The 25,924-nt window shown below is 63.1% G+C and carries 23 protein-coding genes; 6 read left to right on the top strand and 17 right to left on the bottom strand.

Annotation, left to right across the window (positions count from 1 at the left end; genetic code table 11):
* Positions 1–198: 198 nt before the first annotated feature.
* The 7 genes from MUW49_RS12080 to MUW49_RS12050 all read right to left on the bottom strand — a co-directional run bounded on the left by MUW49_RS12080 (position 199) and on the right by MUW49_RS12050 (position 6,699).
* Positions 199–1,638: an ATP-binding protein gene (locus MUW49_RS12080; RefSeq protein ID WP_045525604.1), complete on the bottom strand. Its 1,440-nt coding sequence runs from the start codon at positions 1,636–1,638 to the stop codon at positions 199–201.
* The gene (locus MUW49_RS12075) at positions 1,635–2,327 is read right to left on the bottom strand and encodes a response regulator (protein WP_041215642.1); all 693 of its coding nucleotides are present in this window, start codon (positions 2,325–2,327) and stop codon (positions 1,635–1,637) included. Before MUW49_RS12075 ends, MUW49_RS12080 begins: the two co-directional genes overlap by 4 nt.
* A gap of 81 nt (positions 2,328–2,408) precedes the next feature.
* Positions 2,409–3,056, bottom strand: a complete 648-nt coding sequence (locus MUW49_RS12070) for a tetratricopeptide repeat protein (protein WP_045525602.1) — start codon at positions 3,054–3,056, stop codon at positions 2,409–2,411.
* A 1-nt stretch (position 3,057) separates the two neighbouring features.
* Positions 3,058–3,906: an SDR family oxidoreductase gene (locus MUW49_RS12065; protein WP_244812830.1), complete on the bottom strand. Its 849-nt coding sequence runs from the start codon at positions 3,904–3,906 to the stop codon at positions 3,058–3,060.
* A complete protein-coding gene (locus tag MUW49_RS12060) occupies positions 3,903–4,559 on the bottom strand; it encodes an iron-containing redox enzyme family protein (protein ID WP_039039563.1) in 657 nt (218 codons plus the stop codon). The genes MUW49_RS12065 and MUW49_RS12060 overlap by 4 nt, the downstream gene beginning before the upstream one ends.
* Positions 4,556–6,037 carry an AMP-dependent synthetase/ligase gene (locus MUW49_RS12055; RefSeq protein WP_244812829.1) on the bottom strand — a complete coding sequence of 494 codons (1,482 nt, stop codon included), beginning with the start codon at positions 6,035–6,037 and terminating at the stop codon, positions 4,556–4,558. Before MUW49_RS12055 ends, MUW49_RS12060 begins: the two co-directional genes overlap by 4 nt.
* Positions 6,034–6,699, bottom strand: a complete 666-nt coding sequence (locus MUW49_RS12050) for a thermostable hemolysin (protein WP_202040259.1) — start codon at positions 6,697–6,699, stop codon at positions 6,034–6,036. The genes MUW49_RS12055 and MUW49_RS12050 overlap by 4 nt, the downstream gene beginning before the upstream one ends.
* A gap of 187 nt (positions 6,700–6,886) precedes the next feature.
* On the opposite strand from MUW49_RS12050, the gene MUW49_RS12045 reads away from it, so the two are divergent.
* Together MUW49_RS12045 and MUW49_RS12040 are read left to right on the top strand one after the other, a co-directional pair.
* The gene (locus MUW49_RS12045; RefSeq protein WP_202040258.1) at positions 6,887–7,528 is read left to right on the top strand and encodes a class I SAM-dependent methyltransferase; all 642 of its coding nucleotides are present in this window, start codon (positions 6,887–6,889) and stop codon (positions 7,526–7,528) included.
* Positions 7,529–7,602: 74 nt separating this feature from the next.
* The gene (locus MUW49_RS12040) at positions 7,603–8,823 is read left to right on the top strand and encodes a winged helix-turn-helix domain-containing protein (protein ID WP_244812828.1); all 1,221 of its coding nucleotides are present in this window, start codon (positions 7,603–7,605) and stop codon (positions 8,821–8,823) included.
* A 10-nt stretch (positions 8,824–8,833) separates the two neighbouring features.
* Here MUW49_RS12040 and MUW49_RS12035 read toward each other — a convergent pair whose 3' ends face one another.
* Positions 8,834–9,475, bottom strand: a complete 642-nt coding sequence (locus tag MUW49_RS12035) for a TetR/AcrR family transcriptional regulator (protein ID WP_128345145.1) — start codon at positions 9,473–9,475, stop codon at positions 8,834–8,836.
* A 94-nt stretch (positions 9,476–9,569) separates the two neighbouring features.
* Between MUW49_RS12035 and MUW49_RS12030 the strand changes: the two genes are divergently transcribed.
* Positions 9,570–10,268 carry a hydrolase gene (locus MUW49_RS12030; RefSeq protein WP_244812827.1) on the top strand — a complete coding sequence of 233 codons (699 nt, stop codon included), beginning with the start codon at positions 9,570–9,572 and terminating at the stop codon, positions 10,266–10,268.
* Between the two features lie 107 nt (positions 10,269–10,375).
* Here the strand turns inward: MUW49_RS12030 and frdD are convergent, their stop codons facing one another.
* The 7 genes from frdD to mscM all read right to left on the bottom strand — a co-directional run bounded on the left by frdD (position 10,376) and on the right by mscM (position 20,302).
* Positions 10,376–10,732, bottom strand: coding sequence for a fumarate reductase subunit FrdD (frdD, locus tag MUW49_RS12025; RefSeq protein ID WP_010673803.1), 357 nt, complete (start codon positions 10,730–10,732; stop codon positions 10,376–10,378).
* 112 nt (positions 10,733–10,844) lie between these two features.
* Positions 10,845–11,243: a hypothetical protein gene (locus tag MUW49_RS12020; RefSeq protein WP_010673804.1), complete on the bottom strand. Its 399-nt coding sequence runs from the start codon at positions 11,241–11,243 to the stop codon at positions 10,845–10,847.
* Positions 11,244–11,259: 16 nt separating this feature from the next.
* A complete protein-coding gene (locus tag MUW49_RS12015) occupies positions 11,260–11,994 on the bottom strand; it encodes a succinate dehydrogenase/fumarate reductase iron-sulfur subunit (protein ID WP_042065016.1) in 735 nt (244 codons plus the stop codon).
* Positions 11,987–13,771, bottom strand: a complete 1,785-nt coding sequence (gene frdA / locus MUW49_RS12010; RefSeq protein WP_010673806.1) for a fumarate reductase (quinol) flavoprotein subunit — start codon at positions 13,769–13,771, stop codon at positions 11,987–11,989. The genes MUW49_RS12015 and frdA overlap by 8 nt, the downstream gene beginning before the upstream one ends.
* A gap of 514 nt (positions 13,772–14,285) precedes the next feature.
* Positions 14,286–16,163, bottom strand: coding sequence for a methyl-accepting chemotaxis protein (locus tag MUW49_RS12005; RefSeq protein ID WP_244812826.1), 1,878 nt, complete (start codon positions 16,161–16,163; stop codon positions 14,286–14,288).
* Between the two features lie 156 nt (positions 16,164–16,319).
* Positions 16,320–16,997 (bottom strand): glycerophosphodiester phosphodiesterase, encoded by a 678-nt coding sequence (locus MUW49_RS12000; protein ID WP_042880250.1) that lies wholly within the window; start codon positions 16,995–16,997, stop codon positions 16,320–16,322.
* 29 nt (positions 16,998–17,026) lie between these two features.
* Positions 17,027–20,302, bottom strand: a complete 3,276-nt coding sequence (gene mscM, locus MUW49_RS11995; protein ID WP_223924267.1) for a miniconductance mechanosensitive channel MscM — start codon at positions 20,300–20,302, stop codon at positions 17,027–17,029.
* Positions 20,303–20,455: 153 nt separating this feature from the next.
* On the opposite strand from mscM, the gene MUW49_RS11990 reads away from it, so the two are divergent.
* Positions 20,456–21,790: an MATE family efflux transporter gene (locus tag MUW49_RS11990; protein ID WP_244812825.1), complete on the top strand. Its 1,335-nt coding sequence runs from the start codon at positions 20,456–20,458 to the stop codon at positions 21,788–21,790.
* An 87-nt stretch (positions 21,791–21,877) separates the two neighbouring features.
* On the opposite strand, the gene MUW49_RS11985 is transcribed toward MUW49_RS11990, so the two are convergent.
* Positions 21,878–22,705 (bottom strand): M23 family metallopeptidase, encoded by an 828-nt coding sequence (locus MUW49_RS11985; RefSeq protein ID WP_244812824.1) that lies wholly within the window; start codon positions 22,703–22,705, stop codon positions 21,878–21,880.
* A 439-nt stretch (positions 22,706–23,144) separates the two neighbouring features.
* Here MUW49_RS11985 and MUW49_RS11980 point away from each other — a divergent pair, with 439 nt between their 5' ends.
* Positions 23,145–23,927 carry a BPSS1780 family membrane protein gene (locus MUW49_RS11980; protein WP_244812823.1) on the top strand — a complete coding sequence of 261 codons (783 nt, stop codon included), beginning with the start codon at positions 23,145–23,147 and terminating at the stop codon, positions 23,925–23,927.
* Positions 23,928–23,987: 60 nt separating this feature from the next.
* Here the strand turns inward: MUW49_RS11980 and MUW49_RS11975 are convergent, their stop codons facing one another.
* Positions 23,988–24,902 (bottom strand): LysR family transcriptional regulator, encoded by a 915-nt coding sequence (locus MUW49_RS11975; protein WP_201968669.1) that lies wholly within the window; start codon positions 24,900–24,902, stop codon positions 23,988–23,990.
* Between the two features lie 120 nt (positions 24,903–25,022).
* Between MUW49_RS11975 and MUW49_RS11970 the strand changes: the two genes are divergently transcribed.
* Entirely contained in the window at positions 25,023–25,880 is an 858-nt protein-coding gene (locus MUW49_RS11970) for a Vmh family MBL fold metallo-hydrolase (RefSeq protein WP_244812822.1), read from the top strand.
* Positions 25,881–25,924: the final 44 nt, after the last annotated feature.

Genomic DNA, 25,924 nt, shown 5'->3' with positions numbered 1-25,924 from the left:
TGACGGTATAACCTGGCCAGAAGGAGGCAATATCAATATGATGCACGGCGACAGCAGGGTGATGGTGGTGGTGTGTTTGGAGACAGCCAGTTTACCAGCACCCTGTCTGTCAACTTCCACTTCCCCAAGATCCCGCGAAGAACCTGAAAAACGGGGGCCTGGCCCCCGTTTTTCATGGCGTGCGCAAAGGCTGACCCGTCATGCCTGGCGCGAGGCGGGCAGCAGCACGCTCACTTCGAGCCCCCCTTCAGGACGGTTGTGGATGTCGAGATCCGCTCCGTGAAGCTGGGCGATGCGCGAGACGATGGCCATGCCAAGGCCCACGCCATCCCCCTGCTGGGGATTGACCCGGAAGAAGCGCTCGCACAGCCGGGAGAGGGCGGCGGTGGGGATGCCGGGGCCGTTGTCCCGCACATCCACCCGGATCCGGTTGCCCACCTGGCTCACCACCACGGCGACCTCGCCGCCCACCTGGGTGTAGCGCAGCGCATTGTCGATGAGGTTGCCGAACATCAGCTCCAGCAACATCGCCTGTCCCATTACCTGCACCTGTTCGGCGCCCTCCAGGGACAGCTGCTGATCCTTTTTCAGGGCGATGGGGGCCAGGGTCGCCAGGGTGCCCTGCAACAAGGGGAACAAGGGAAGGGCGGTGAGGGCCGGGCTCTGCTGGTTGTCGATGCGGGCCTGGGTCAGCAACTGGCGGATAAGCCGGTCGCTGCGATCGAGGGCCAAGAGCATCTTGCGCAGGGCCTGCTCCCGGCTCTGATCATCCTCGGCCGTCATGGCGTTCTCGCTGTGGATGCGTAGCACCGCGAGGGGCGTGCGCAGCTCGTGGGCGGCCTCGTTGGTGAACTGTTTCTCCCGATCCAGGGTGTCAGCGAGGGCGTGCATCAGCCGGTTGATCTCCCCCACCAGCGGCGTCAGCTCCTCGGCCTTGATGGCGAGATTGAGGGGGCTCAGGTTGGCGGGATGACGCTCGCCGATGGCTTGCGCCAGCTGGTGCAGCGGTGACAGCCCCCGGGTGATCAGCCACCACAGCAGACCGAGCAGGAAGGGCAGGGTGATGAAGAGGGGCAGCATGGTGAGGGTGGCCATCTTGCTGGCCAGCTCGCTGCGTTCGTCATCCCGCTCCGCCACGATGAGCCAGGTCTGTTCACCTTCGTTGTAGAGGGTAAAGGTGCGCCACTCGTGGTGATCCTTGGTCTCGCTGTTGAAGCCCCGCTCCAGGGTGGTCAACGGTTGGGCCGGGGCATTGGGCGAGCGCAGCAGCACGGCGCCCTGCTCGCTCAGCAACTGGAAGTAGAGGTTGTGCTCGAATTCATGGCCATAGGGGGTGAACTCGTTGTCCTGGCCGAACTGGAAGAAGCCGCCCTTCTCGATGTGGGGCGTCTCGGGGACGGCCTGCACCCACTCCTGGTACACGGTGCCGTTGCGCGGCAGCTCGCCGCTCTGCTTGAGATAGCGGCTGAGCAACTGGTTGGTGATGCGGGCGGACTGGGCGAGACGGGCATCAAACAGCTCTTCCATTTCGTGGTTGGCCTGCAGGTAGCCGATAAGGCCGCTGATGGCGAGGCTGAGGCTGACCAGGGCCAGGATGCCGGAGAGCAGGAAACGGCGGATGGAACGGACACGGCTCATGGGGCGGAGGCTCCTCTTGCGCCCTGGACGTCGAGCTGGGGCACGATGTAACCGACGCCGCGAATGTTGCGGATGAGCTCGGGGAAGAATTTCTTGCGCAGGTGGTGAATGTGCACCTCCACCGCGTTGCTCTCTGCCCCCTCGTCCCAGCCGTAGAGGCTCTGTTGCAGTTGATCCCGGCTCAATACCCGGCCGCTCTGGGTGATGAGCTCCTGCAACAGCTTGTACTCATGGGGGGTGAGCTTGACCGGCTCGCCCCGATAGGTGACCTGTTGTGACGCGGGGAAGAGCTGCAGCTCCCCGTACTCCAGCACCGCCTGGGCCTGCCCCTTGCTGCGCCGCACCAGGGCGCGCAGCCGGGCGTTGAGCTCCTGCAGGGCGAAGGGTTTGACCATGTAGTCGTCGGAGCCTGCATCCAGCCCCAGTACCCGGTCGTCCAGGGCATCACGGGCGGTCAGGATGAGCACGGGCAGGGTCTGCCCCTCCCGGCGCAACTTGCGCAGCAGGCTGATGCCGTCGATGTCCGGCAGGTTGAGATCCAGGACAAGGGCGGCAAACTCCTCGCTCTTGAGTGCCGAGAGGGCCGGCATCCCCTGCTGGAGCCAGTCCACCGTGTAGCCGCTGCTGCGCAGGGCATCCACCATGCCGTCTCCCAGCATCACATCATCTTCCACCAACAGGATCCGCATTGTTCTCTCCCTCAAACGACACTGCCCACCAGTATGCAAGCTGGTGGGCAGAGTTGAAATAGCACACTGTGCTGCTTGTGTTTACAGCTTGGCGAGACGCTCGCGAATTTCCATTCTGCGGCCCTCGTCCGCCACCTCGCGGCCAGGGCGCGCCGGGGCGGCCAGGGCCTTGTCCAGATAGACCTTCGCCTGTGCCTTGTCACCCTGATCCAGCAGGAAGTCGCCGTAGAAGAAGTTGGGGTCGATGCCGGTGGGATTGATGGCCAGCGCCTGCTTGAGCAGCTTCTCCGCCTTCTCGTCGTCACCAAAGCCCACCGGCCAGCCCGGTACCTGGTAGTAGAGGGAGCCCAGGCTGGTGTAGGCCGAGCCTTCCAGCGCCTTGGGATCCTGCTTGATGGCGATCTCGAGCTTGGCCTTGGCCTCCTTCACCAGACCAAGGGCGCCGAGGCCGCCCTTGGCCCCCGCCCAGGTGCTCTTGACGATGGCGGACCAGATCAGCAGATCGGTGCGAAATGCCTCCTTGGCGCTCGCCTCATCGGCCTTGGCACTCAGGCTCTCCAGGCAGCTCTCCTTGGCGTTGCCGGTCTGCTGGTACTGGCAGTGGGCCCACTCCTGCTGAATGGTGGGCAGGGCATCGGCGGCCTGTGCCAGACCGCTTGCCAGCAGGCCTCCCAGGACGAGCAACAGGGGGCCGTGACCAAATCGGGGACGGAAAGTGGTGTGCTTCATCTCAATGTTCCTTCTCGTTTGTCGCACAGGCGGGATCGCTCCTGTGATCGGGGGCAGGGGAGGCGGTGCGGCGGGCGTGGCGCTCGATGGTCGGGCGCTGCTTGGCCAGGGCCATGTCCACCAAGGCGGGCAGCAGGCCGTTGAGCCGCACAAAAAGCTTTTCCGGCCAGCCGAGCCAGCGGCGGCGTGTCTCGTTGCACAGGGCGATGACGGCCTCCTCGGCCACGTCCTGTGGGCTGTCGGTCCGGGTGCCGAGCTCGGCATTCATGGCATAGGCTGCCTCGGAGTTGAGGTGGGTGCGGGTGGCGCGGGGGGCAAAGTGCAGCACCTCGATGCCGGTTCCCTCCAGCTCCCGCCCCAGGGACTCGCTGAAGCCGCGCATGGCGAACTTGCTGGCGCAATAGACGCTGTAGCCGGCAAAACCGATGGCCCCGAGGCTGGAGCCGATGTTCATGATGATGGCGGGCTTGCGCAGCCGGGGCAGCAGGGCCCGGGTGAGCTGGATGGGCGCCTCGACGTTGAGCAGCAACTGGCGTGTCACCTGCTCGCTGCTCTGATCTTCCAGCCAGGCGAACTGGTTGCAGCCCGCACTGTTGATGAGCACGTCCAGCCCTTCGTCCAGGGCCGGATGTTGCAGCAGCTGCGCCCGCTCATGGGGAGAGCCGAGATCGGCCGTCACCGTCTGGTGGCGATCCGGATGAGGCAGCTCCCGGCGCAGGCGCTCCAGGGCGCTGGCCCGACGACCGTGCAGCAGCAGATGGGCACCCTGGGCCGCCAGTTCATGGGCCAGGGCTTCACCAATGCCGCCACTGGCGCCAGTCAGCAGTATGCGTTTGCCTTCAAGCTTCATTGGCATGATCCCGTGAGCTGATAGAGCATGTCGCCATAGAGGCGGTAGACCACCTTGGCGGCGTGAATGATGGCGGCCTGATCGGCAGCATCTTCCACCCGGTTCATCAGGGATTCGAAGAACTTGAGGTGCTCCTGGTCCAGGGCCCCGTGGGAGCTCAGGTAGCTCATGGCCTGGGGCGGCAGACCCAGACCGCTCTTGAGCTGGTCGGCGACGGTCAGGGCGATGGCGACGCTGGTGCCTTCCAGCACCTGCACCATGCCGAAGAACCCCATGGGGTTGCCGCGCTGGATCTGGTCGTAGAGGAAGGCCACCATCAACTCGATGGGCAGGCCCGGCTGGCCGTGGCGCACCGCCTCGGCATCACCGCCGCAGGCACGGATGTCGTTCAGGATCCACTCCTGATGGCCGTACTCCTCGTCGATGTACTCCCTGATGGCGCCACGCACCCATTCGTACTCCTGCCCCAGCTTGCCGCCGGTGGCCATCAGGAGCGGCACCGTGTGGCGCACGTGGTAGTAGGCCTGTGCCAGGAAGGCGAGGTAGGTGTCACGGCTGATGTCGCCGCGGCGGCAGGCCTCGATGATGGGGGCGTTGAACAGGCGTTCGCGCTCGCAGGCGGTGGCTTGTTGCAGGGTCTGGTAGAAGCTCATGAGGTCTCTCCTGTGAGGCATTGGCTGATCTGCCGGGAAAAATGGTGATAAATCTCGTTGCGACGGGGGCGCCCGTTGGCCGTCAGGAGGCCAGGGAGCTGATCCAGGGCGACCGGCAACCAGTGATGGATGCGGGCGTAATCGGGCAACTGCTGGTTGAGCCGGGCAATCTGCTCTGGCAATTGGGACTGGCTGCCCGGCAGCGGCTGGATAAGGGCCACGTTGGCGGGCTGACCATCACCGAAGATGACGATGCGGGCGATGGCCGGGCAGAGCTGGGCCTGGGCTTCCACCCACTCCGGGGAGAAGTTGCGGCCAAAGGCGGTGATCTGCACGTTCTTCTTGCGCCCCGTGATATGGAGATAGCCCTCCTCGTCGATCCGACCCAGATCCCCTGTGGCGATCTGGCTGCCCGTCTCGCCCTCTTCCCCCAGGTAGCCCAGCATGGCGCTGCCGCTGACCATGACTTCGCCGTCTGCGGCGATCGTCACCTGGCAGTGGGGCAGGGGCAGGCCGACGCTGCCCGGGCGATCCCCCAGGGGGCCGTTCAGGGCGACCACGGAGCCGCATTCGGAGAGACCGTATCCCTCGTAGACCGGCAGCCCCGCCGCACGGGCGTGAGCGATGAGTTCGGGGGCGACCTTGCCGCCGCCCACGGCGACGAAGCGCAGGGTGCCGAGCTGTGTCGCCAGGGCAGGGGTATTGAGGCACAGGGCCAGCAGCAGGCGCAGCAACTCGGGTACTAACACCAGGCTGTGGCTGGGCCAGCGCAGCAGTGCCTGGGCCAGGGCCGCAGGATCCAGCTTGCTGGAGCCCGAGAAGCCGAGTTCCCCCAGGGAAGGGATGCGGCTGCAGGCGCCGGTCAGCAGCGGTACATACAAGCCGGTCAGGTTCTCCAGCAAGGTGGTGAGGGGCAGCAGGGTCAGGTGTTTCTCAACCCGGGCAGGGGCCACCCGCAGGGCAAGGGATCCGCAGACCGCCGTCATCTGTTCCAGCGACAGGCAGACGCCCTTGGGTTGCCCCGTGGTGCCCGAGGTATAGGTGATCTTGGCGGTGCCCGCAGGCAGCTCGGGGAGGCGGGCCGGGATGCGGCGCCACAGGGGCACGGCCTGCTCATCGGGCCTGCCTGCCATGAGCACGAGGGGCGAGGCGGCTTGCCATCCCTGGTGCTCCGGGCCGACCAGGGCGTCTGCTCCGCTGCTTTCCAGCAGCCACGTCTGCTGCGCCGGACTGAAGAAGTGGGGAACCGGGATGACCACGATGCCGGCCCAGGTGCAGGCGAGATCGATCAGTGCCCAGGGCAGGCCGTTGTCGAGTTGCAGGGCCAGGCGGCGGATGCCGGCCCCTTGCAGCACGCCAGCCAGTTGCTGGATCTGCTGCCACAGGCTCTGGTAATCCAGCTCACTCTGGCTGCCTAGCAGCGCAGGCTGGTGCGGGGTCTGGCTGGCATGGTGGGCGATGGTGTCGAACAGCGTCATTGCGCACACCTCCTGTCGATGTCGGCATGGTTAAAAAGGCGGGGCATGGGCCCCAGCAGGTTGAGCAGCAGGCTGCTCTGTGCGAGCACCTCGCGCCCCTGGTTGATGTCGCCTGCCATCACCTTGGGCTGGCAACGGTAGTATTCGCCCCAGGCACTGGCATCCTCTCCCACCTGATGGGCCTCTGCGAGTGCCAGCTCCACCGGGTTGAGACGCAGGCTGGTAAAGCTGTTGCGCAGCTTGGCGGTGCCGGTGAACACCACGTAGTCCAGGGCGTTGTCACACAGCAGACGACACAGCGCGGCAAACATCAGGCGGGCGTGACCCGGTTCGCTGCAAGCAAGATTGCCCACTTCGATGATGCGGTGGCGGGCCGGACGTACCCCGAGACGGGTCTCGATGGCGGCCTCGACAGGCTGCTCCAGATATTGCTCCAGATAGAGCGGTTGCTCGTGCTCGCCATGGCAGGCCTGATTGAGGCCGCAGGCACCGACCAGTACGCCATCAGCCCGGTAGAGCCCGAGCAGGCAGGGCAGAAAATGGGGAATGCGGGCGTTGAACTCGAGGGTGTAGGCGGCCTGGATATAGGTTTGCAGCGCCATGACCTGCTGCGGGGATTCGGCCAGGATCAACCGGTAGGGGGCTTGGATCTCGATGGTCATGGTTGGCTCCTTCTCTTGCGATGGGATGAGAGTAAAAGGGCAAACTTAAGAAACCCTTAAGGCGCAAAAAAAGACGAAAAAAACTGGCGGGGGGTGAACGGTGGGCAATGGGGGCACCAGACAAAACAGTTGCCAGCAGCGGGCGTGGCAGGCAATCTGCCCCGCTGTCGCCACCCGAGGAGCTGCCATGTCATCCCCTGTTCACTGTCCCCTGTGTCTCTCCCCTCGGCACCATGCCCTGCCGGTGGCGGGCAAGGGCTATTACCGCTGCCTGGCGTGCGAGCTGGTCTGGATGGACGAGGCGGACCACCTGGACGAGGGGGCCGAGAAGGCAGTCTATGACGGGCACGACAACCGGGTGGACGATCCCCGCTACCGGGCCTTTCTGATGCGTGCCTTTGGCGAGGTGCTGGCCCGGGTGTCGCCTTCTGCCAGCGGCCTCGATTTTGGCTGCGGCCCCGGGCCTGCCCTCATCGCCATGGGGCGGGAGGCGGGCTTCGAGATGGCGGGCTACGACAAGTTCTATGCCAACGACCCCGAGTGCCTGACAAGGCAATACGACTTCATCACCAGCACCGAGGTGATAGAGCACATCGCCACCCCCCGCGCTGTGCTGGACACGCTCTGGGGCTGCCTCAAGCCCGGCGGGGTGCTGGTGTTGCAGACCCAGCGGGTGCTGGGGGACGAGCGCTTCAAGACCTGGCGCTATCGCCACGATCCCACCCACATCGTCTTCTTCGCCGAGGCCTCGTTCCGTGCCCTGGCGGTCCGCTGGCAGGCAGAGGTCGAGTTTCCTCATGCGGATGTGGCGGTGTTCACCAAACCCTGAGCCGGGCGTTTTCATTTGGCCATGAGTTGGGCATGCTGGTGGCCTGATACCCAGGAACGGATGCCCCTATCTCCATGTCGATCCCCCACCTCTCATTGCAAGACGCCCGCCACCTGCAACTGGCGGCCCAGGGGCTGCTGACCCCGCGCCGCACCAGAGCAACCCCCGCCGACCTGCTCGCCTGCATTCGCCGCATGGCGTTGCTGCAGATAGACACCATCTCCGTGGTGGCTCGCAGCCCCTATCTGGTGCTGTTCAGCCGCCTCGGCCACTACGATCCGCGCTGGCTGGAACAACTGCTGGCCGATGGTGACCTCTTCGAATACTGGGCTCATGAGGCCTGTTTCGTCCCCCGGGAAGATTACCGGCTGCTGCGCCATCGCATGCTGGATCCAGCCGCCATGGGCTGGAAGTTCTCCGCCCAGTGGCTCAAGACCCACGGCGGCGAGATAGCGCAGATAGTCGAGCGCATACGCCAGGATGGCCCGGTGCGGGCGGCAGACTTCGAGCGCAAGGGGGACAAGGGCAACGGCTGGTGGGACTGGAAGCCCGAAAAGCGCCACCTGGAGGTGCTGTTTACCGCAGGCCAGCTGATGGTGCGCGAACGGCGCAATTTCCAGCGGGTCTACGATCTCGCCGAGCGGGTCATGCCGGAGTGGAACGACGAGCGGGATCTGCCGAGTCCTGATCTCGCCCGGCGGGACATGGTGCGAGCCAGTTGCCGGGCGCTGGGGCTGGTCAAGACCGGCTGGGTGGCGGATTACTATCGCCTTAAACGGGGGAAATACGACGCCCTGCTCCACCAGCTGGCGGACGAGGGGGAGCTGTTGCCGGTACGAGTGGAGGGGTGGCAGCACGGAGCCTTCGTTCACGCCTCCCTGGCCGATGAGCTGGTCCGGGCCCAGGCGGGCACCCTCAAGGCGAGCCACACCGCCGTGCTCTCGCCCTTTGACCCGCTGGTGTGGGATCGCAAGCGGGCCAGCGAGTTGTTTGGTTTTGACTATCGCATCGAGTGCTATACCCCGGCCCCCAAGCGCCAGTACGGTTATTTCGTGCTGCCGTTGCTGCATCGCGGCAAGCTGGTGGGCAGGATGGACGCCAAGGCCCATCGCAAGGAGGGGGTGTTTGAGGTCAAGAGCCTCTATCTGGAAGACGGGGTCAGGGTGACCCGGACCCTGGCCCAGGATCTGGGCAAGGCCATCCAGAAGCTGGCGCAGTGGCACCAGACCCCGACCCTGCGCTACGGCGCCATCCCTGCGCCCTTGCTGGCTCAATGGCAGGAGGTGGCATGCTGAGGAAGGACGCCTACCCTCGCACCAGGCCGGGCAGGACCAGAGCAACGGCGGCGGCGATGCGCGCGCGGATGTCGCTGCCTGGCGCCAGCAAGCCGAGCGCCATCTGGCGCAGCGGCTCCGCCATGGTCATCGCCAGCAGCAGATCGCTGGTCTGGGCTGAATCAAGCTCGCGCAGCCAGCCCAGTTGCTGCTGGCGTTGCAACCAGCTGGCCAGGGTCGCCCTGCCGCGCGCAATGCCGTTCTCCTGATAGGCCGCCAGCAGGGCATCGCGCCCCGTGAACTCATGCTGCAGCAGCCGGAACATGCCCACCGCCTGAGCACTCAGCACCTGATCTGCAATCGCCTGCAAGCCCTGCTCCAGCATCTCCCCCAGGGCGCCTGGGTGAGTGGCATCCTGCTCGAAGGCCGGCTGGAAGGCATCGGTCCAGCTGCGCACCGCCTGCGCCACCAGTTCGTCGCGATTGGCGGCAAAGCGGTAGAGGGTCTTCTTGGCAACCCCCGCCTGTTTGGCTACCGCATCCACGGTCGCGGCGCCGTATCCTCCCTTGAGCAGCAAGGTCAGCGTTGCCTCGGCGAGGGCGGCACGCAGATCCGCTTCCGGGGTGAGCGGGCGGCCTCGTGAGCGTGTCTCTTCATCGGTTTGGTGCGACATGATGGGCTCCTGGAAAGCATTGACAGACTAAGCATACAGGCATAGCGTAATTTAAGAAACGAACTTCGTTTCCTAAATTTATGGGAGTCATATCATGCATCCTTCTGCCTTGTTTGCCCCCTGGGGCGTCAATGACATCAACGAGTTGCTCAGTCCGCAACCCCTTCGCCTGGAAATGGGTCTGACCCGCAGCACCGACGGCCTGCTGACGGTCGCCATCCGCACCGATCTGCACGGCTGCAAGGGGCGCATGCTGGATTGGTGGTTCACCTTCTTCGAGACGACCCAGCACATCAGGTGGTGGCACCCCCACGATCATGTCGAGCACCGGGGCTGGGATCATCACTGGAAAAAAGGGGAGCGCTTCGTGGGAGCCAGCATAGAGGCGGTGGAGTGGCTTGCCGAGCTGCCGCCGGTGGCAGCTCGCCTCAAGTTCCACGGTGCCGAAGAGGTGTTCGCCCCGCAATCGCTACACGAGGCGCGGGAGACGCAGGCTCTCTCTGCCGCCATCTGCGCCCGTATCGGCTTTGGCGACGAGGTGGCGCTGGATGAGCAGGGGGCGCCGCTGGATGGCGAGATGTTGCACCTGGCGCGCGATACCCCATACGGCTGTGTGCTGCGCAGCCGCTTCCTGCTGGGCAAGGCCTGCACCAATCCGCTTGACGAGGTGCCGGACGAGGTAGGCTTGAACCTGATGCGCCACTGCTACAGCGAGTTCAGTTATCTGGCGCAATTTCTGCCGTCGCTCTACTACGCGGAAAACGGCCGTGAACCGGCACCGCGACTCTGGTGACGGATGCCGAACGAGCGCGCAGGCCAGCTGCCGGATGGAGATGAGCCGCCGAGGGGCCATAAAAAAACCGGGCACTGGGCCCGGTTTGTCATGCAGTCAGGATGTGCTTACTGGAGCACCAGCACCATCAGCAGGCCGACGGTGATGGCGGACACCAGGAAGGCGAAGCCATAGAACACATAGTGGTGCAGCTTGGTGGTGTGGATCCCCAGATCATGCAGGCCGTGGTAGATGCGGTGCATGCCGTGCCAGACGGGCAGGGCGATGATCACCAGCAGGATGCAGGCACCCCACCAGGAGCTGGCGAATGCCAGCACGCGCTCGTAGCTCATGGTCTCCACGTCCATGATGCCCATGGGCACCAGCAGACCTGTGATGAGGACAATGACCGGCAGCAGCATGGCAACCACCATGCCACCCGCACCAAACAGACCCCAGTAAATTGGCTCGTCAGAACGTCTCATATTTTTTCCTCAAATCATGATTGAGTGATCGTGGCCAACGTTTCTGAGTGAGAGCCCGGTACCAAACAGACACCAATAACCGGGTTCGTCAGAACGTCTTATGGTTTTCTCCTCAGGCCACGATGATCAGGACAAGCAGGGATACCGCCGCCAGCGCCACATACTGGGCGATGACGATCGGCTTCTCCGGCACCAGGTCTTCGCCACGGAAGATGCGCATGGCTTTCGGTGCCAGTGCGAACCAGGTCTTGGCGTGGAACAGGCAGGCTGCCAGGGCGATGACGTGGAACAGGATGGCAATGGGGCTTTGCAGGGATTCCAGCCAGCCATTGAATGCCTCCTGACCCTGTACCAGCCGCAGCAGACCCCACATCAGCACGACGGCGTAGATGGAGACGAAGATGCTGGTGCCTTCGCGGATCATGTAACCGGTGTAGAAGGCATTCTTCAGCCACCAGTCTTTCTTCATCTCGCGCACGTAGGGCTTACGTTTGCTCTCAGTGTTGTTCATGGTCTCACTCCTGGTCTCAATCCGGCTTGAACATGGCGATCATGTAGTCCTTGGCGCTCTCGACCTTGCCAAGCTGGATGGCGGCGGCCGGATCCACGCCCTTCGGGCACACTTCGGAGCAGTAGCCCACGAAGGTACAGCCCCAGACGCCCTCGTCCTGGCTGATGATCTTCATCCGCTCCCTGGACGCGCTGTCGCGATTGTCGGCGTTGTAGCGGTAGGCCAGTGCCAGGGCCGCCGGACCGGTGAACTTCTTGTTGATGCCGTATTGCGGGCAGGCCGCGTAGCACAGACCGCAGTTGATGCACATGGAGAACTGGTGATACTTCGCCATGTCAGCCGGCGTCTGGGTGTACTCGCCGTCGCACAGGCTGCGCGGCTCGGACGGGATGATGTAGGGCTTGATGCTCTCCAGCTTCTCGATGAAGTCGGACATGTCGACCACCAGATCGCGCTCGATGGGGAAGTTGTTGAGCGGCTCGATAGTCATCTTGCCCGGCAGGTAATCCCGCAGGAAGGTCTTGCAACCGAGTTTCGGAATGCCGTTGACCATCATGCCGCAGGAGCCGCAGATCGCCATCCGGCAGGACCAGCGGAAGCTCAAGGTAGAGTCCAGATGATCCTTGATGTATTGCAGCGCATCCAGCAGGGACATCTCTTTGAGGTAGGGCACCTGGAAGGTCTGCATCCAGGGCTCGTTATCCTGCTCGGGACGGTAGCGCAGGATTTCAATTTCGATCATCTCAGCCATTCTTCTTAGCCTCGTCTTGTTTCTCACCCTCGGAACCGTACACGCGCTTGGCCGGTTGGGATTTAGTGATCTTCACATCGGAATAGTCGATGGTCGGGGCCCCTTCGCCGTTGTAGAAGGAGAGAGTGTGCTTGAGGAAGTTGACGTCATCGCGCTCCTCGTAACCGTCCAGACGCTGGTGGGAACCGCGGGACTCTTTGCGGTTGATGGCGGAGTGCGCCATGGCTTCCGCCACGTCCAGCATGTAGCCCAGCTCGATGGCGTACAGCAGGTCGGTGTTGAAGACCGAGGACTTGTCGTTGATCTTGATCTTCTTGTAACGGGCTTTCAGCTCGTTGATCTTGTCGATGGTGCCCTGCATCAGCTCTTCGGTACGGTAGATACCGACACCGGCCTCCATGGACATGCCCAGTTCGTTGCGGATATCCGCCGGGTTTTCGGTGCCGTCGATGTCCAGCAGGGAGAGGTGCTGCTTGATGAGCGCCTCGGCCTTGGCGACCAGCGCCTGGGTGTTGCCGTGTTGCTGGGTGGCGGCAAACTCGGCTGCCTGCTCACCGGCCACTTTGCCGAAGACCACGATCTCGGACAGGGAGTTGGAACCCAGACGGTTGGCGCCGTGCAGACCGACGGAGGCACATTCGCCAGCGGCATAGAGACCGGCCAGACGAGTGGCGCACTTGCCGTCGGTTTCGATGCCACCCATGGTGTAGTGGGCGGTCGGACGTACCGGAATCGGCTCTTTTACCGGATCCACACCCACATAGGCCTTGGCCAGTTCGCAGATGAAGGGCAGACGCTCTTTCAGATACTTCTCGCCAAGGTGGCGCAGGTCGAGGTGAACCACGTCGCCCATGGGGCCCTGGATCACGCGGCCTTTTTGCTGCTCCTGCCAGAAGGCCTGGGAGAGACGGTCGCGCGGACCCAGCTCCATGTGCTTGTTCTTCGGCTGGCCGACCGGGGTTTCCGGGCCCAGACCGTAATCTTGCAGGTAGCGATAGCCATCCTTGTTGAGCAGGATGCCACCCTCACCACGGCAACCTTCGGTCATCAGGATGCCGGTGCCCGGCAGACCGGTCGGGTGATACTGGACGAACTCCATGTCCCGCAGCGGTACGCCGTGGCGGTAGGCCAGGGCCATGCCGTCACCGGTGACGATGCCGCCGTTGGTGTTGTAGCGATAGACACGACCTGCGCCGCCGGTGGCCAGCACCACGGACTTGGCCTGGATGAAGCGGGTGATGCCGTTCTGGATGTCAAAGGTGACGACACCCTGGACGCGGCCATCTTCCACGATGAGATCCAGACAGAAGTGCTCGTCGAAGCGCTTGATGGTCGGGTACTTGATGGAGGTCTGGAACAGGGTGTGCAGAATGTGGAAGCCGGACTTGTCGGCGGCGAACCAGGTGCGGGGGATCTTCATCCCGCCGAAACGGCGCACGTTGGCCTTGCCGTCCGGTTTGCGGCTCCAGGGGCAACCCCAGTGCTCCAGCTGGATCATCTCGTTGGTGGCGTTGTTGACGAAGTACTCGACTACGTCCTGCTCACACAACCAGTCACCACCGGAGACGGTGTCGTTGAAGTGGTTTTCCAGGGAGTCGTCATCGCGGACGACGCCTGCGGCGCCACCTTCGGCGGCCACGGTGTGGCTGCGCATCGGATAGACCTTGGAAATCAGGGCGATTTCCAGCTCCGGGTGGGCTTCTGCAATGGCGATTGCGGCACGCAGGCCACCGCCACCGGCACCGATGATGGCAACATCGGTCTTGATAATATCCACATCTGCCTCCTTAGGGATAGATTTGCTGGGCACGATTTTGCTCTATGAAAAAAATTCAGGCTTGATGCAAGTCAAACTGCTTTGTTTTAGTGCTTGGCAACGGTGATTTTTATTACAACCACCCCATTCCTTGGATGAAAATGCCGTCATTATCGCCATCCATCAGTGATCTGGATCAGCCGTACTCGCTACTCTGGTGATTTTAACTCCAAGATTATACGTAGTTTTCTTTCAAAAAAATGAGAAATGCCTCTCTTTTTGGGTATTACCCATAAAGTTTTTAAGTTTTTTATCAAAAGAGTTTAATGATAACTATTATCACGATGACATATCGATATTAGGCATCAAAAAAGTAATGCGAATATAGCCATGACAGACTGCGCCCGTCTCCCACACATGGGCAAAAGGAGATGTCGATCACAGGGTTGAGGGTCTCGAAAGGGGATTATAACCGTTGAAACAAAAAGGGTTTATAAAAAAGGGGCCTGAACGGCCCCTTTCTTCCCATGGTCGATCAGATGCGGAACATGCCGACCTGATTATTCAATTCACCTGAAATATTTTTAAGCTGGGCCGACAGATTGCGGGAGCTGTCCGCATCCACTGCCAGCTCGTCCGAGACATCCTTGACCGCCTGGATGTTGCGGCTCACCTCGTCGGTGACGGCACGCTGTTCCTCGGCGGCGCTGGAGATCTGGGTCGCCATGTCGGAGATCTGGTTGATGGAGGTGGTGATCTGCTCCAGGGCCTGGGTCGCATCGTTGGCATCTTCCACGCTGTTCTGGGCCAGCAGCTGACCCTCGTGCATGGTACTGACGGCGCCCTGGGTGTTGCGCTGCAGGGTCTCGATCATGCTGCGGATCTCGACGGTGGAGCTGTGAGTGCGCTGGGAAAGCACCCGCACCTCGTCGGCCACCACCGCAAAGCCGCGCCCCTGCTCGCCAGCCCGGGCGGCCTCGATGGCGGCGTTGAGCGCCAGCAGGTTGGTCTGTTCGGCGATGCCCTGGATGGTGGAGAGGATGGTGTTGATCTCCTGGGCGTTCTTCTCCAGTTCCTGAATGATGCCGGAGGCCTGCTTGACCTGGGTGGCGAGATCCGTGATGGAGCGCTGGTTGCGGGCAATCACCTGCTTGCCGTGCTCGCAACTGCTGGAGGAGCTGCGGGCCGCTTCCGCGGTCTGCTCGGCATTGCTGGCCACTTCGACGGCGGTGGCGGACATCTCGTGCACTGCGGTCGCAATCTGGGAGATCTCGTTTTGCTGGCGGGCCAGCCCCTGGTTGGATTTCTCCGCCATGTCGTGGGAAGACCTGGCCTGCTGGTTGAGCTGGGTGGAGGAGTTGGAGATGTCCTGCACCATGACGTGGATGCGCTCGATGAAGGTGTTGACGTGCTTGGCGACGGTACCGACCTCGTCTTCACGCTCGATCTTGATGCGACGGGTGAGATCGCCGTTGCCGCGGGAGAGATCGGCAATTGCCTCGCCCAGGGTTTTCAGCGGCGCCAGGGAGCCGTTGATGGCGACATAGGAGAAGCCCGCCACGATGAGGATGGTCAGCAATCCCTGAATAAGGTCGGAGGTGACCATGCGGGAGACGGACTGGTAGGCGACCGCTTCATCCACCACGATGCCGAAATACCAGTTGGTGTTGGGGATCTCGGTGAGGTCGAATACGCTCGCCTTGCCGCTGATATCCATCTCGGAGATGGTGTTGTCATGGGCCAGCTCGTTGACCTTGGCTGCCGTCAGTTCCGGGGAGATGGCGGTGGCGGGTTTGAGGGTCAGATCCTTGTCCGGGTGGGCGATGATGGTGCCGTTGCTGTCCACCAGAATGGCATAGGTGCCTTCCGAGTTCATGGCGAGCACGTCTTTCACCAGACCGTCGATGGAGACGTCACCGGCGATGACGCCGTCGGTGTTGCCGCGACTGAAGGGCTCGGCGATGGTGATGATGAGCTGGCCGGTGGTGATGTCGGCATAGGGAGCCGTGATGGCGAGCTTGCCGGCGGCCATGGCGTCCTTGTACCAGGGGCGCTGGCGCGGATCATAGCCGGCCGGCAGATCGGTCGGCTTGCTCTGGATCATCCGGCCATCCTTGGTGCCCACGTAGACGAGATCGAAGTTGCCCGCATTCATGGACTGGGCCAGGTGGCTGAGGGGCTCGTCTTCCTTGGCGAAGGCTTCCTTGGTGGCGGTGACGAGATTGATGCGGGCGTCGAGCCAGCGGGAGATCCCCTTGACGTTGGCGACCGAGCTGTCGTCGATGAAGCTCCAGATCAGCCGCTGGGTTTCACTGCGCAACTGGGAGGTGTTGTACCAGACCTGCAGGCCGGTGATGACCAGAATGATGGCCCCGATGGAGAGGACCAGCTTGTTCTTGATGGATAGGTTCATGTTTACATCCTTGTGAGCGTCAGTCAGAGATCCATGGTGTTTGTTATTGTTATGAGCCAACACTGTATCGGCTGGCTATGGACTTTATGTATCCCGGTGCACCGCATTTTTTCAATTCTTTTCACCTCCTTGTGGCCTGCCAGGCCGCGCCGATACTCAGCTGAATCGATCTGGCCGGTTGGTGAAGATGCCATCGACACCCATGCTGGCGAGGGCGCTCCCATCACTCACTTCGTCGACTGTATAGACCAGGATCTTGAGCCCCCGGCGATGGGCATCCGCCACCAGGGTCTCGTCGACGAAATCCACGTCGCAGTTCAGTGACCAGGCCCCCAGCGTCTCGGCGAAGGCGGCGCCGTCGAGGGGCAGGCTGGCGGTCAGGGCGCCGATCCTGATTTCCGGTCGCAGTCCCTTGAAGCGTAACAGCTCGGGATGATGAAAGGAGGAAACGATCCAGTGCGCCTGGGTAAAGCCAAGCTCGGCCTCGGCCCGCCTGGTCAGGGCGGCCACCGGCTCGGCGGTGTGGGCGCCCTTGAGCTCGATGTGCAGTTCGCAGCGCCCCGCCACCAGTGCCATCACCTGCCACAGGGTCGGGATCCGCTCCCCGTCCCCCGCATCCAGGCTCGCCAGGTACTCCCGGGATTGCCCGGTCAGCACACCCTGGCCGCTGGTGCAGCGCTCCAGCCGCCGGTCGTGGAAGACCCAGAGCTCTCCGTCGGCCCACTGTACGTCCAGCTCGATGGCTTTGGCACCCAGATCCAGCGCCAGGCTCATCGCCTTGAGGGTATTCTCCGGGGCCAGGCCGCTGGCACCGCGATGGGCAATGATCTGCATGATGGCTCCTGTTGTCGTCTTTGGGGGCTTCATCCCCGGCTCATCCGGATGTCGATCTGTTGATGTGGCAGATGCATGCCGACCTGGCCGAGTTTCTCCAGGATCAGGGAATGTACCTCGTGCGTAATGGGCATCCGGTGATCCATGTTGTTGACGTAGAGCCGGATCTCGTAGATGAGGGCCGAGTCGGTGAACTCGATGAGGAACACCTCAGGGGCGGGCGTATCCAGCACCAGGGTGGATTCGCGCACGCTCTGCTCCAGCAGTTGCTGTACCTGCTTGGGATTCTGGGTCAGGCCGATGCGAATGCGCAAGCGGACCCGGGTGATGGCATCGGACAGGGACCAGTTGATGAACTGCTCGGTGATGAAGGCCTTGTTGGGGACGATGATCTCCTTCCTGTCCCAGTCCACTATGGTGGTGGCGCGGGTCTTGATCTTGGTGACGGTGCCGGTGAGATCCCGGATGGTGACGGTGTCACCCAGGCGGATCGGTTTTTCGAACAGGATGATGAGGCCGGAGACGAAGTTGGCGAAGATCTCCTGCAAGCCGAAGCCCAGCCCCACGGAGAGTGCCGCCACCAGCCACTGGGTCTTGGACCAGTCGATGCCGAGCATGGAGAAGCCGGTGAGGGCGCCAATCAGCAGTACCAGGTACTTGCTCACCGTGGTGAGGGCGAAGCCGGTGCCGGGGGAGAGGCTCAGATGCTGGAGCAGGGTGAGCTCCATCAACCCTGGCAGGTTGCGGGCGGTGACCACCGTCAGGATGAAGGCGAAGACGGTCAGCATCAGATCCTGCAGGGTGATGGCGGAGAGCTGCTCGATGCCGGCCACCTTGCTGCTCACCTGCCACACCTCGATGCTGCTGAGGAAGCTGAATGCCGAGTTGAGATCCGACCATTGCACCACCACCAGCATGGTGAAGCCCAGCATCAGCAGGGTGCGCACCAGGCCGAGGGACTGGGCGCTGATGGTATCCAGATCCAGCTCGGGCTCCTCCACCACATCGGGGATCTCGGAGCTGAGATCGTCCTCTTCCCGCTCCCGCTGCGCCAGGATCTCGGCCCGCTTCTGCTTGGCGCGATCGAAGGCGAGTCGGCGGCGCTGGATCAGCATCCAGCGGTGGGCCAGATAGTAGACGAGCAGGCAGCCGAGCCCCGCCAGCAGGCTCAGCTCCAGCTGGCGCAGCAGGGTGCGGGAGGTGTAGAAGTAGCCGAACAGGGCGCCCAGCACCGCCAGCAGCGGGGCCAGCATCAGGCTGTTCCAGATGAAGTGGTGCAGCAGATGGGGCTTGGTCATGTCTGCCTGACCCCAGGTGAGGGGCAGTTTTTCCCGGTTGAGGCGGGCAAAGAAGAGCAGCAGCCAGAGGGCCCCGATGATGAAGGCGAGGCGTCCCAGGGAGTCGTAGAAGGCGTGCTCCTGATAGCTGCTCGCCATGCCCTGCACGAAGAAGCTCGGGATCAGCACCAGCAGCAGGGTACGAAATTGTCCCCATACTCGCTGCACCCGCTCCTTCTGCCAGCGGAAGTGGAGGATGAGGATCCCCTTCTCCAGAGTGAGGTGGCGCGCCACCAGCAGGGCCAGCAGCAGGAACCAGATTTCACCCAGGCCCCGGGCCACCGCCACCGCGAAGGGATATTGCCAGGCGCCGTCCAGCAGGCCGTGCACCATGAGCACCATGGCGGGCAGCGGCAGGGCGGCGAGCACGGAGCGCACCAGCAACCGGCTGGTGAGGCTGAACTTGTCCTGGGTCACCTTGCCGATGCGCGGGGCAATGTAGTGGCTGTATTGAATGAGGTGGCGGGCCAGTTTCAGCCAGCACCAGGCCAGCCCCAGCAGCCCGAGGCCAGCCAGGGTCAGGCTCAGGGGGTTGTTCTCGGCGATGGCCCTGGGCAGTTGCAGCCAGTTGGCCGGGTTGAAGGCAAGGCCGAGGGCGGCCGGGACGCCGAGCAGCACCGCTGGGCTCAGGGGGCGCACGTCCGGCATCCAGAACAGATGGCTGGCGCTGAGTTCGCGGATCTCGTCGATCTTGCTGTTCTGACGGCTGTAGAGCAGCTTGAGGCGGGTCTGCTCCTGAATGAGGGTATCGGAGGCATCGTTGAGCCGGGTAAGCAGTTGCCGCCTCGCCTTGAGCAGGTTGTCCAGCACGGCGCGCTGGGCCCTGTCCAGGGTGATGCCGTCTCCACTGAGCAGGCTGTTGCGCAGCTGGACCGGATCCTTCAGGGCATCCTGCTCGGTCTCGTACTGGTATTTGGCCATGCGCGCCTTGACGATGGCTGACTCCAGCCGCTCCAGCGGGAAGTAGGCGGGCAGATCGGCCAGCTTGCTGCGCAGGTTCTCGCCGTAGGCGTTGCTTATCTGCAACCACTCCAGCTGTTCGCGCACCGAATTGACCAGCTCGTTGAGCCCGGAGAGGGAGGTGTCCACCCCCCGTTGCTCGTCCTGCACCCGTTCAATCTGGTCCTCGAGGGCCCCCAGTTGGAGGGAGAGGGCCTGGTTTTGCTGCTGTTGCTCCTGCAAGAGGGGGAGGTCAGAGGTGAGCTGGCGGCGCAGGCGTTCACTCTCGGCCAGGGCCTGCTCGGTCTTGTCCCGGCGCAGCTGGTTCTGCTGGGCAAGCAGACTGGTCTGCCACTCATCCTCGTCGGTGATGGCGAGGTTGAGCTCCTGCAGCTTGAGCTTGCCCAGATCGTTGCGCTGCTGGGCGGAGAGCTGCTCCAGCTCCAGCATCTGGATCCGGTCGGAGAGGCTCTGCTCTTTGAGTCGGGTGGCCAGTTGCTGGGCCTCCTGCAACCTGTCCGACTCGTTGCTGAAGCTCAGGCGATCGAGCAGGGAGCGGGTCTGGAGCAACTGCTTGCGCAACTCGTCGACCCGCAGGTGATACTCCTGGCCCGTGCTCTCCAGCTGGTTGAGGCTGTCGGTCACAGCCTGACGCTCCTTGCGCAGGTTGAGCTGGCGGTTGCTGCTCAGGCTGATGGCCTGGCGCAGGGCATCCTCCTTGAGGGAGGAGAGGGACGGGCGGGACTGGGGCTGATAGTTGTGCAGCCCCTCCTTGAGACGGGCGGACTCCTTGGGGTAGTCGATGAGGATCTGTTGGTAGGCCTTGCCCTGTTCCCGGTAGCGCTGGGCATCCCGAGCATATTGCAGCGCCTGCTGGTAGCTCTCCCGCAGTTGCTGGTTTTCCGGGGTATCCGTCTTGGGGACGCTTTGCAGCAGCTCCTCTACCTGAGTGATGGCATCATCGGCCTGGACAGCGGAGAAGGGGAACAGGCTGAGACAGAGCATCAGACAGAGCAGGCGTTGCAACATGGCGCACGTTTCCGTTCAGGAGAAGTCGCCCTAGCCTAAAGCAGGGGCCGGGGCGGGTAAAGCCCTCAAGATGAATGATCCACGGCACAAATAACGGGTGATCCGGGTCTTGTTTGGCTATTATTCTGGCCGTTCCCCTTCATTGAGCAATTTATGTCCTCCGTCGATCTGGGCACGGCCCCCCTTTCCCGCCTCTTCTTGCGTTACGTCACCCCCACGGTGGCCGCCATGCTGGTCACCGGCATCTATGTCACCATAGACGGCATCTTCGTCGGCCATATCCTGGGCCAGGACGGGCTGGCCGGCATGATGCTGGCGTACCCCATCTGCGCAGTGCTCTACGCGGTGGGTGCCCTGATCGGCATGGGATCTTCGTCGCTGGCCTCCTTCTATCTGGGCAAGGGGGAGCAGGCCAGGGCGCGCCACATCGTCGGCAATGCCCTGGTGATGGTGCTCATCGCCTCCGCGCTGCTCGCCTTCATTGGCATTCGTTACGGCAAGGCCATGCTTGTCTGGATGGGGGCGCAGGGGGTCATCTTCGACGCAGGCTTCGCCTATCTGCAGTGGTACGCCTGGCTCGGGGTGTTCGCGGTGCTCTCCATGGCCTTTACCGCCCTGCTGCGCAACGACGGGCGACCCGGCCTCACCACCTGGATCCTGGTGGGGGGCGGCGTGCTCAACGTGCTGCTCGACTACCTGCTGATGGCGGTGATCCCCTGGGGGCTGGCGGGGGCCGCCATCGCGACCATGCTCTCCCAGGCGGTCACCGGGGGCCTGTGCCTGTGGCACTTCTTCACCCCCCGCAGCCAGTTGCGCATTCGCTGGGATACCCTGGTGCCCGACTGGCGGCTGATGGGGGAGACATTGCGACTCGGGGTGTCGAGTTTTCTGATGTACCTCTACCTCTCGGTGGTGCTGGCGCTGCACAACAAGGCGCTGCTCTCGGTGGGCACTTCGCTGCACGTGGCCGCCTATGGGGTCATCAGCTACAGCGAGGCCTTCTTCTATCTCATCTTCGAGGGGATCGCCATGGGCATCCAGCCTATCGCCAGCTTCAATGCCGGAGCGGGCAACTGGTCGCGAGTGCTGCGGGTACGCAACCTGGCATTGGGAGTGACCATGGCGGTGGCACTGTGCGGGATGATCCCGCTGTATCTGTGGCCGGAGGCAGTGGTTTATCTGTTTGCGGGGGAGAATGCTGACCTGTTGCCGGTGGCCAGCCTCGGTATCTGGCTCTACTTCTGGGGGCTGCCCATGGAAGGCTTGCTGCTGGTGGGGGCTACCTATTTCCAGGCCATCAACCGGGCCCGCATCGCCTCCCTGCTCACCGGCGGCAAGCTGATGCTGATCGGCGGTTTCCTGTGGGGCTTCTCCTCCCTGTGGGGAGTGGCCGGTGTCTGGCTGGCGCTGCCCACTTGCAGCACTCTGCTGGTCCTGGTGATGTGGCGGGCGATGAACAGGGAGGGGCGCCAGCACAGCGCTGCCTGAGATGTGGTCATGCGTCCATGAAAAAGGCAGCCTCGGCTGCCTTTTTCATTTTGAGTGCTCCTGCCTGTGGGCAGCAGGTCACCGGCCTCAGGGCTTGAAGGCGCCGATAAAGATGGCGGGGTCGACGCGGGCGTCGTTGAGGCTGACGTTCCAGTGCATGTGGGGACCGGTGGCGCGGCCGGTGGCGCCGACCCGGCCGACGATGCCGCCGCGGGGCAGGCTCTGGCCCAGCTTCACGTCCACCTTCGACATGTGACAGAACATGCTGATGAGGCCCTGGCCGTGGTCGACGAACACCGTATTGCCGTTGAAGAAGTAGTTGCCGATGAGGATGACCTTGCCAGCGGCTGGTGCCTTGATGGGAGTGCCGGCTCCGACCGCGAAGTCGAGGCCGGAGTGGGGGTTGCGCTCCTCGCCGTTGAAGAAGCGGCGCAGCCCGAAGGGACTGGAGAGCGGGCCCTGGACCGGCTTGTCAAACAGCAGGTTGCTCGGCTGAGCCGGACTGAAGGTCTGGTAGGCGCGGGTCTGTTCGGCAAGCTCTCGGTTGATGCGGGTCATGTCTTCGGCCAGCGGATTGACCTGGCGGCTGTTCTTGAGCTTGATGTGCTGCTCACGGTAGTGCTTGGTGCCGACCGTGAAACTCAAGGTGCGGCCATCGCTGGTGGTCACCTGATGGGGGCCGGGCGCGCTCTTGAGCGGGATGCCGACGATGGCAATCCACGTCTTCCCGTCTTCCTGTACCACCAGCACAGGTTTGTCCTGATAGCGCACTGCGGGCGCCTTGGCCCCGCTTCCCAGTGGTACCACGGCCACGCCCCCCGGCACCGGGTGGTTGAGCAGGCGGCTGATAAACCCCGGTTCGGCGTGAAGCGCAGGGCTGCCGAGCAGCAGGAGAAGAAAGAAGAGGTGGCGCATGATGGCTCCATCGGATCAGGGGGAAAGCAAGAGGGAGGAGATGATGCCACATTCTGGCGGTGCTGTCCGTCAACCGTGGCCGATAAACTCGTCGGCTGCGGCCCAGAAAGACGCAACGGACACGCCATTGCAGCGAGGTGAATGCGCTGGTTGCGGGTGCCCGCTTTCCCTTCGACCTTGCCAGCCTGAGCAGGGGGCCGCTGCGCTACCGCTTCTCGGGGTCGGGGTGGGCATGGCCGGACAGGGGCCCTGACCCCTATTCCATTCGATACCGCCATCGCGGTACCCTACTCGGCGGCGACCCAGGTCACCGACTGCAAGATGAGGCTCTCCCCGACCCGGTTGCCGGGCCAGGTAGTACGCACCGGCCCCATCATGGTCACGGTGAGCGTGTCCTGAGGAGACGCCGCTTCGCCCCTATTTTTCGACGAGGTCAATGATGAACAGTGACAGGGCCCTGCGCCACGAACCCAAACGCCATGGCATAGGACAGGGCTGGATCTGGATCCGCACCGGATTCGACATCTTCAACAAGGGGATGGGTGCCAGCGTGGCCATGATAGTGCTCTGGTTTGTGGTGGGCATCGTGCTGGATCAGCTGCCGGCGGGGGGCTTGATCTCCCAGTTGCTCTACATGGTGTGGGGGGCTGGCTGGGTGGCGGTGGCGCGGCGAGGTCACCAAGGCGAGGCGCTGCAATTTGGCGACTTCTTTGCCGGTTTTCGCCATCGGTTGACCCCCTTGATGCTGGGGGGCCTGATGGTGCTCGGCTTCATCATGGGGATCCTGATGATCTGCGTGTTCCTGCTGCACCAGTGGGGACTCACCGGCCTGTTGTCCGCGGATCCGGGCTCCCTGGCGCTGACCCCGGAGCAGGCACAGGGCTTTCTCGTCTGTGCCCTGGTGGGATTGGCACTGTTCGTTCCCGTGCTGATGGCCATCACCTTCGCCCCCGCCCTTATCCTCTTCCATCAGGTCGGGGTCTGGCAGGCAGCCAGGCTCAGCTTCAAGGGATGTCTGCGCAACATGTGGCCCTTCCTCTGGTGGGGGCTGCTCGGGGCCGTGCTGATCTTCTTTGGCGCACTCCTGATGCTGGTGGGCCTGCTGGTGGTGCTGCCTGCCATCAACTACTCCATCTATGCCGCCTATCACGACATCTATCTGGAGGATCAGGAGGCCGAGGAGGGAGAGACCCCGGTCAAGGCATTCGGTTTCGAAGCCTGACCGGCACAGGATGGAGCAAAGAGGGGCCGAGAGGCCCCTTTTTTGTGCGGCTCGCAGGGATCAGAGAGAGGGAGGGGCTTCCTGCCACAGGGGATCGTCCGCCATCCGCTCCACGAGAAAGTCGAGGAAGCTGCGCAGCAGGGGGGACATCTGTTTGCGGGTGCCATAAACGGCATAGACGCCGAGGCGCTTGGGCTGCCACGGGGTGAGCAGGGGGACCAGGGCGCCGCTTGCCAGATGGGGCTGAACCGAGTAGGCGGGTTGCAGGCTGATCCCCGCCCCGTCCAGGGTGGCGGCCAGCAGCAGGTTGGAGATGTTGGCGCTGAGGTTGCCGCTCACCGGGACGGATTCGGGACCATCGGGCCCCAGAAACTCCCACAGGCTCTTGCCGAAATAGGTGTAGGTGAGGCAGTTGTGCAGTGCCAGCTCCTGCACCTGCTGCGGCGGAGCATGGCGGGCCAGGTAGGCGGGGCTGGCGCACACCACCGAGTGGCAGGTGCCGAGCCTGCGGGCCACCAGGTTGGGATCGAGGTCGTTGGTGATGCGCAGGGCGAGATCGATTCGCTCCTCCACCAGATTGACCGTCCGGTCCAGCAGCAGGATGTCGATCGCCGTGCCGGGGTAACGGGCCAGGTAGTCGTTCGCCGCCCCGACCAACAGGGCTTCGGAGAGAGAGTAGCTGCTGGTGATGCGCAGTTGCCCCTTGGGGGCCTCGTCATGGCGGATGGCCAGGTGTTCCATCTCTTCCCCCAGGGCCAGCATGGCTCTGGCCCGGTTCAGCGCCTCTTCTCCCGGCCCGGTCAGGCTCAGCCGGCGGGTGGTGCGGTGCAGCAATCTTGCCCCCATCCAGCGTTCCAGCTCGGCCAGGTAGCGCGACACCATGGCGCGGGACATCTCCAGTTTCTCCCCGGCGCCGCTCAGGCTGCCCTGTTCCACCACGCAGACGAAGACCCGCAATGCGGTCAGCCTATCCATCTTGTGCCCCTATATGCTCGATTTATGCAACAGTGATGCGCCTATTATGCGGTATTTGTATCGATGGTGATGCAATAAACTGCGCTCATTCCATTAATCCACACCGATGAGCGTTATCTGATGAACAACACACTGCGTACCCTGACCCTGACCAGCCTCCTGATGACGGGTTCCGCCCTGGCGGCCCCCCTGACCGTGACCGTCTACAACCCCGGCGAGAAGGCGATCTTCCCCGTCTCCTCCTCACTGGTAACCGGTGACAAAGGGGCCATCCTGATCGATGCCCAGTTCGACGTGCAACATGGTCAGGCGCTGGTGGACATGATCAAGAAGAGCGGCAAGAAGCTGACCACTGTCTATATCAGTGCCGGTGACCCCGACTTCTACTTCGGTCTGGAACCCGTCATGGCTGCGTTCCCGGATGTCAAGGTGCTGGCCGACCAGCATGTGGTCGACCATATCAAGCAGACCAAGGATGCCAAGCTGAGCTACTGGGGCCCGATCCTGGGCAAGGATGCACCCAAGAGCCTTACCGTGCCGCAAGTGATGACGGCCAGCCACCTGACGCTGGATGGCGAGAAGATTGAAATCAAAGAGATGAACACCCCGAATGCCTACCTCTGGGCCCCTTCCATCAAGACGGCCTTTGGTGGTGTGCCGGTCTACAGCGGCGTGCACGTCTGGATGGCGGACAGCCAGTCCAAGGCCGCTCGCAGCCACTGGGTCAAGGCGCTGAACAATCTGCTGGCGCTGAAACCTGAGCGCGTGGTGCCGGGTCACTTCCTGGGGACTGCGCCCAAGGGTACCGAAGCCGTGACCTTCACCCGTGACTACGTGCAGCGCTTTGAGCAAGAGCTGGCCAAGACCAAGCACTCCGGCCAGCTGATTGAAGCGCTGAAGAAGGCTTACCCCTCCCTGCCGGTCGATGATGGCCTGGCCATCGGTGCCAAGGTCAATACCGGCGAGATGAAGTGGTAACTCCCTGACGCCTACATCCCTGTGTTTTTTTCCGGGCCCGAGGG

This window comes from Aeromonas sp. LsrichE-8G, assembly GCF_022869435.1.
GTDB classification, from domain to species: Bacteria; Pseudomonadota; Gammaproteobacteria; order Enterobacterales; family Aeromonadaceae; genus Aeromonas; species Aeromonas caviae.
The sequence above is the reverse complement of the archived record's forward strand: the minus strand, read 5'-3'. Positions and strand labels throughout refer to the sequence as shown.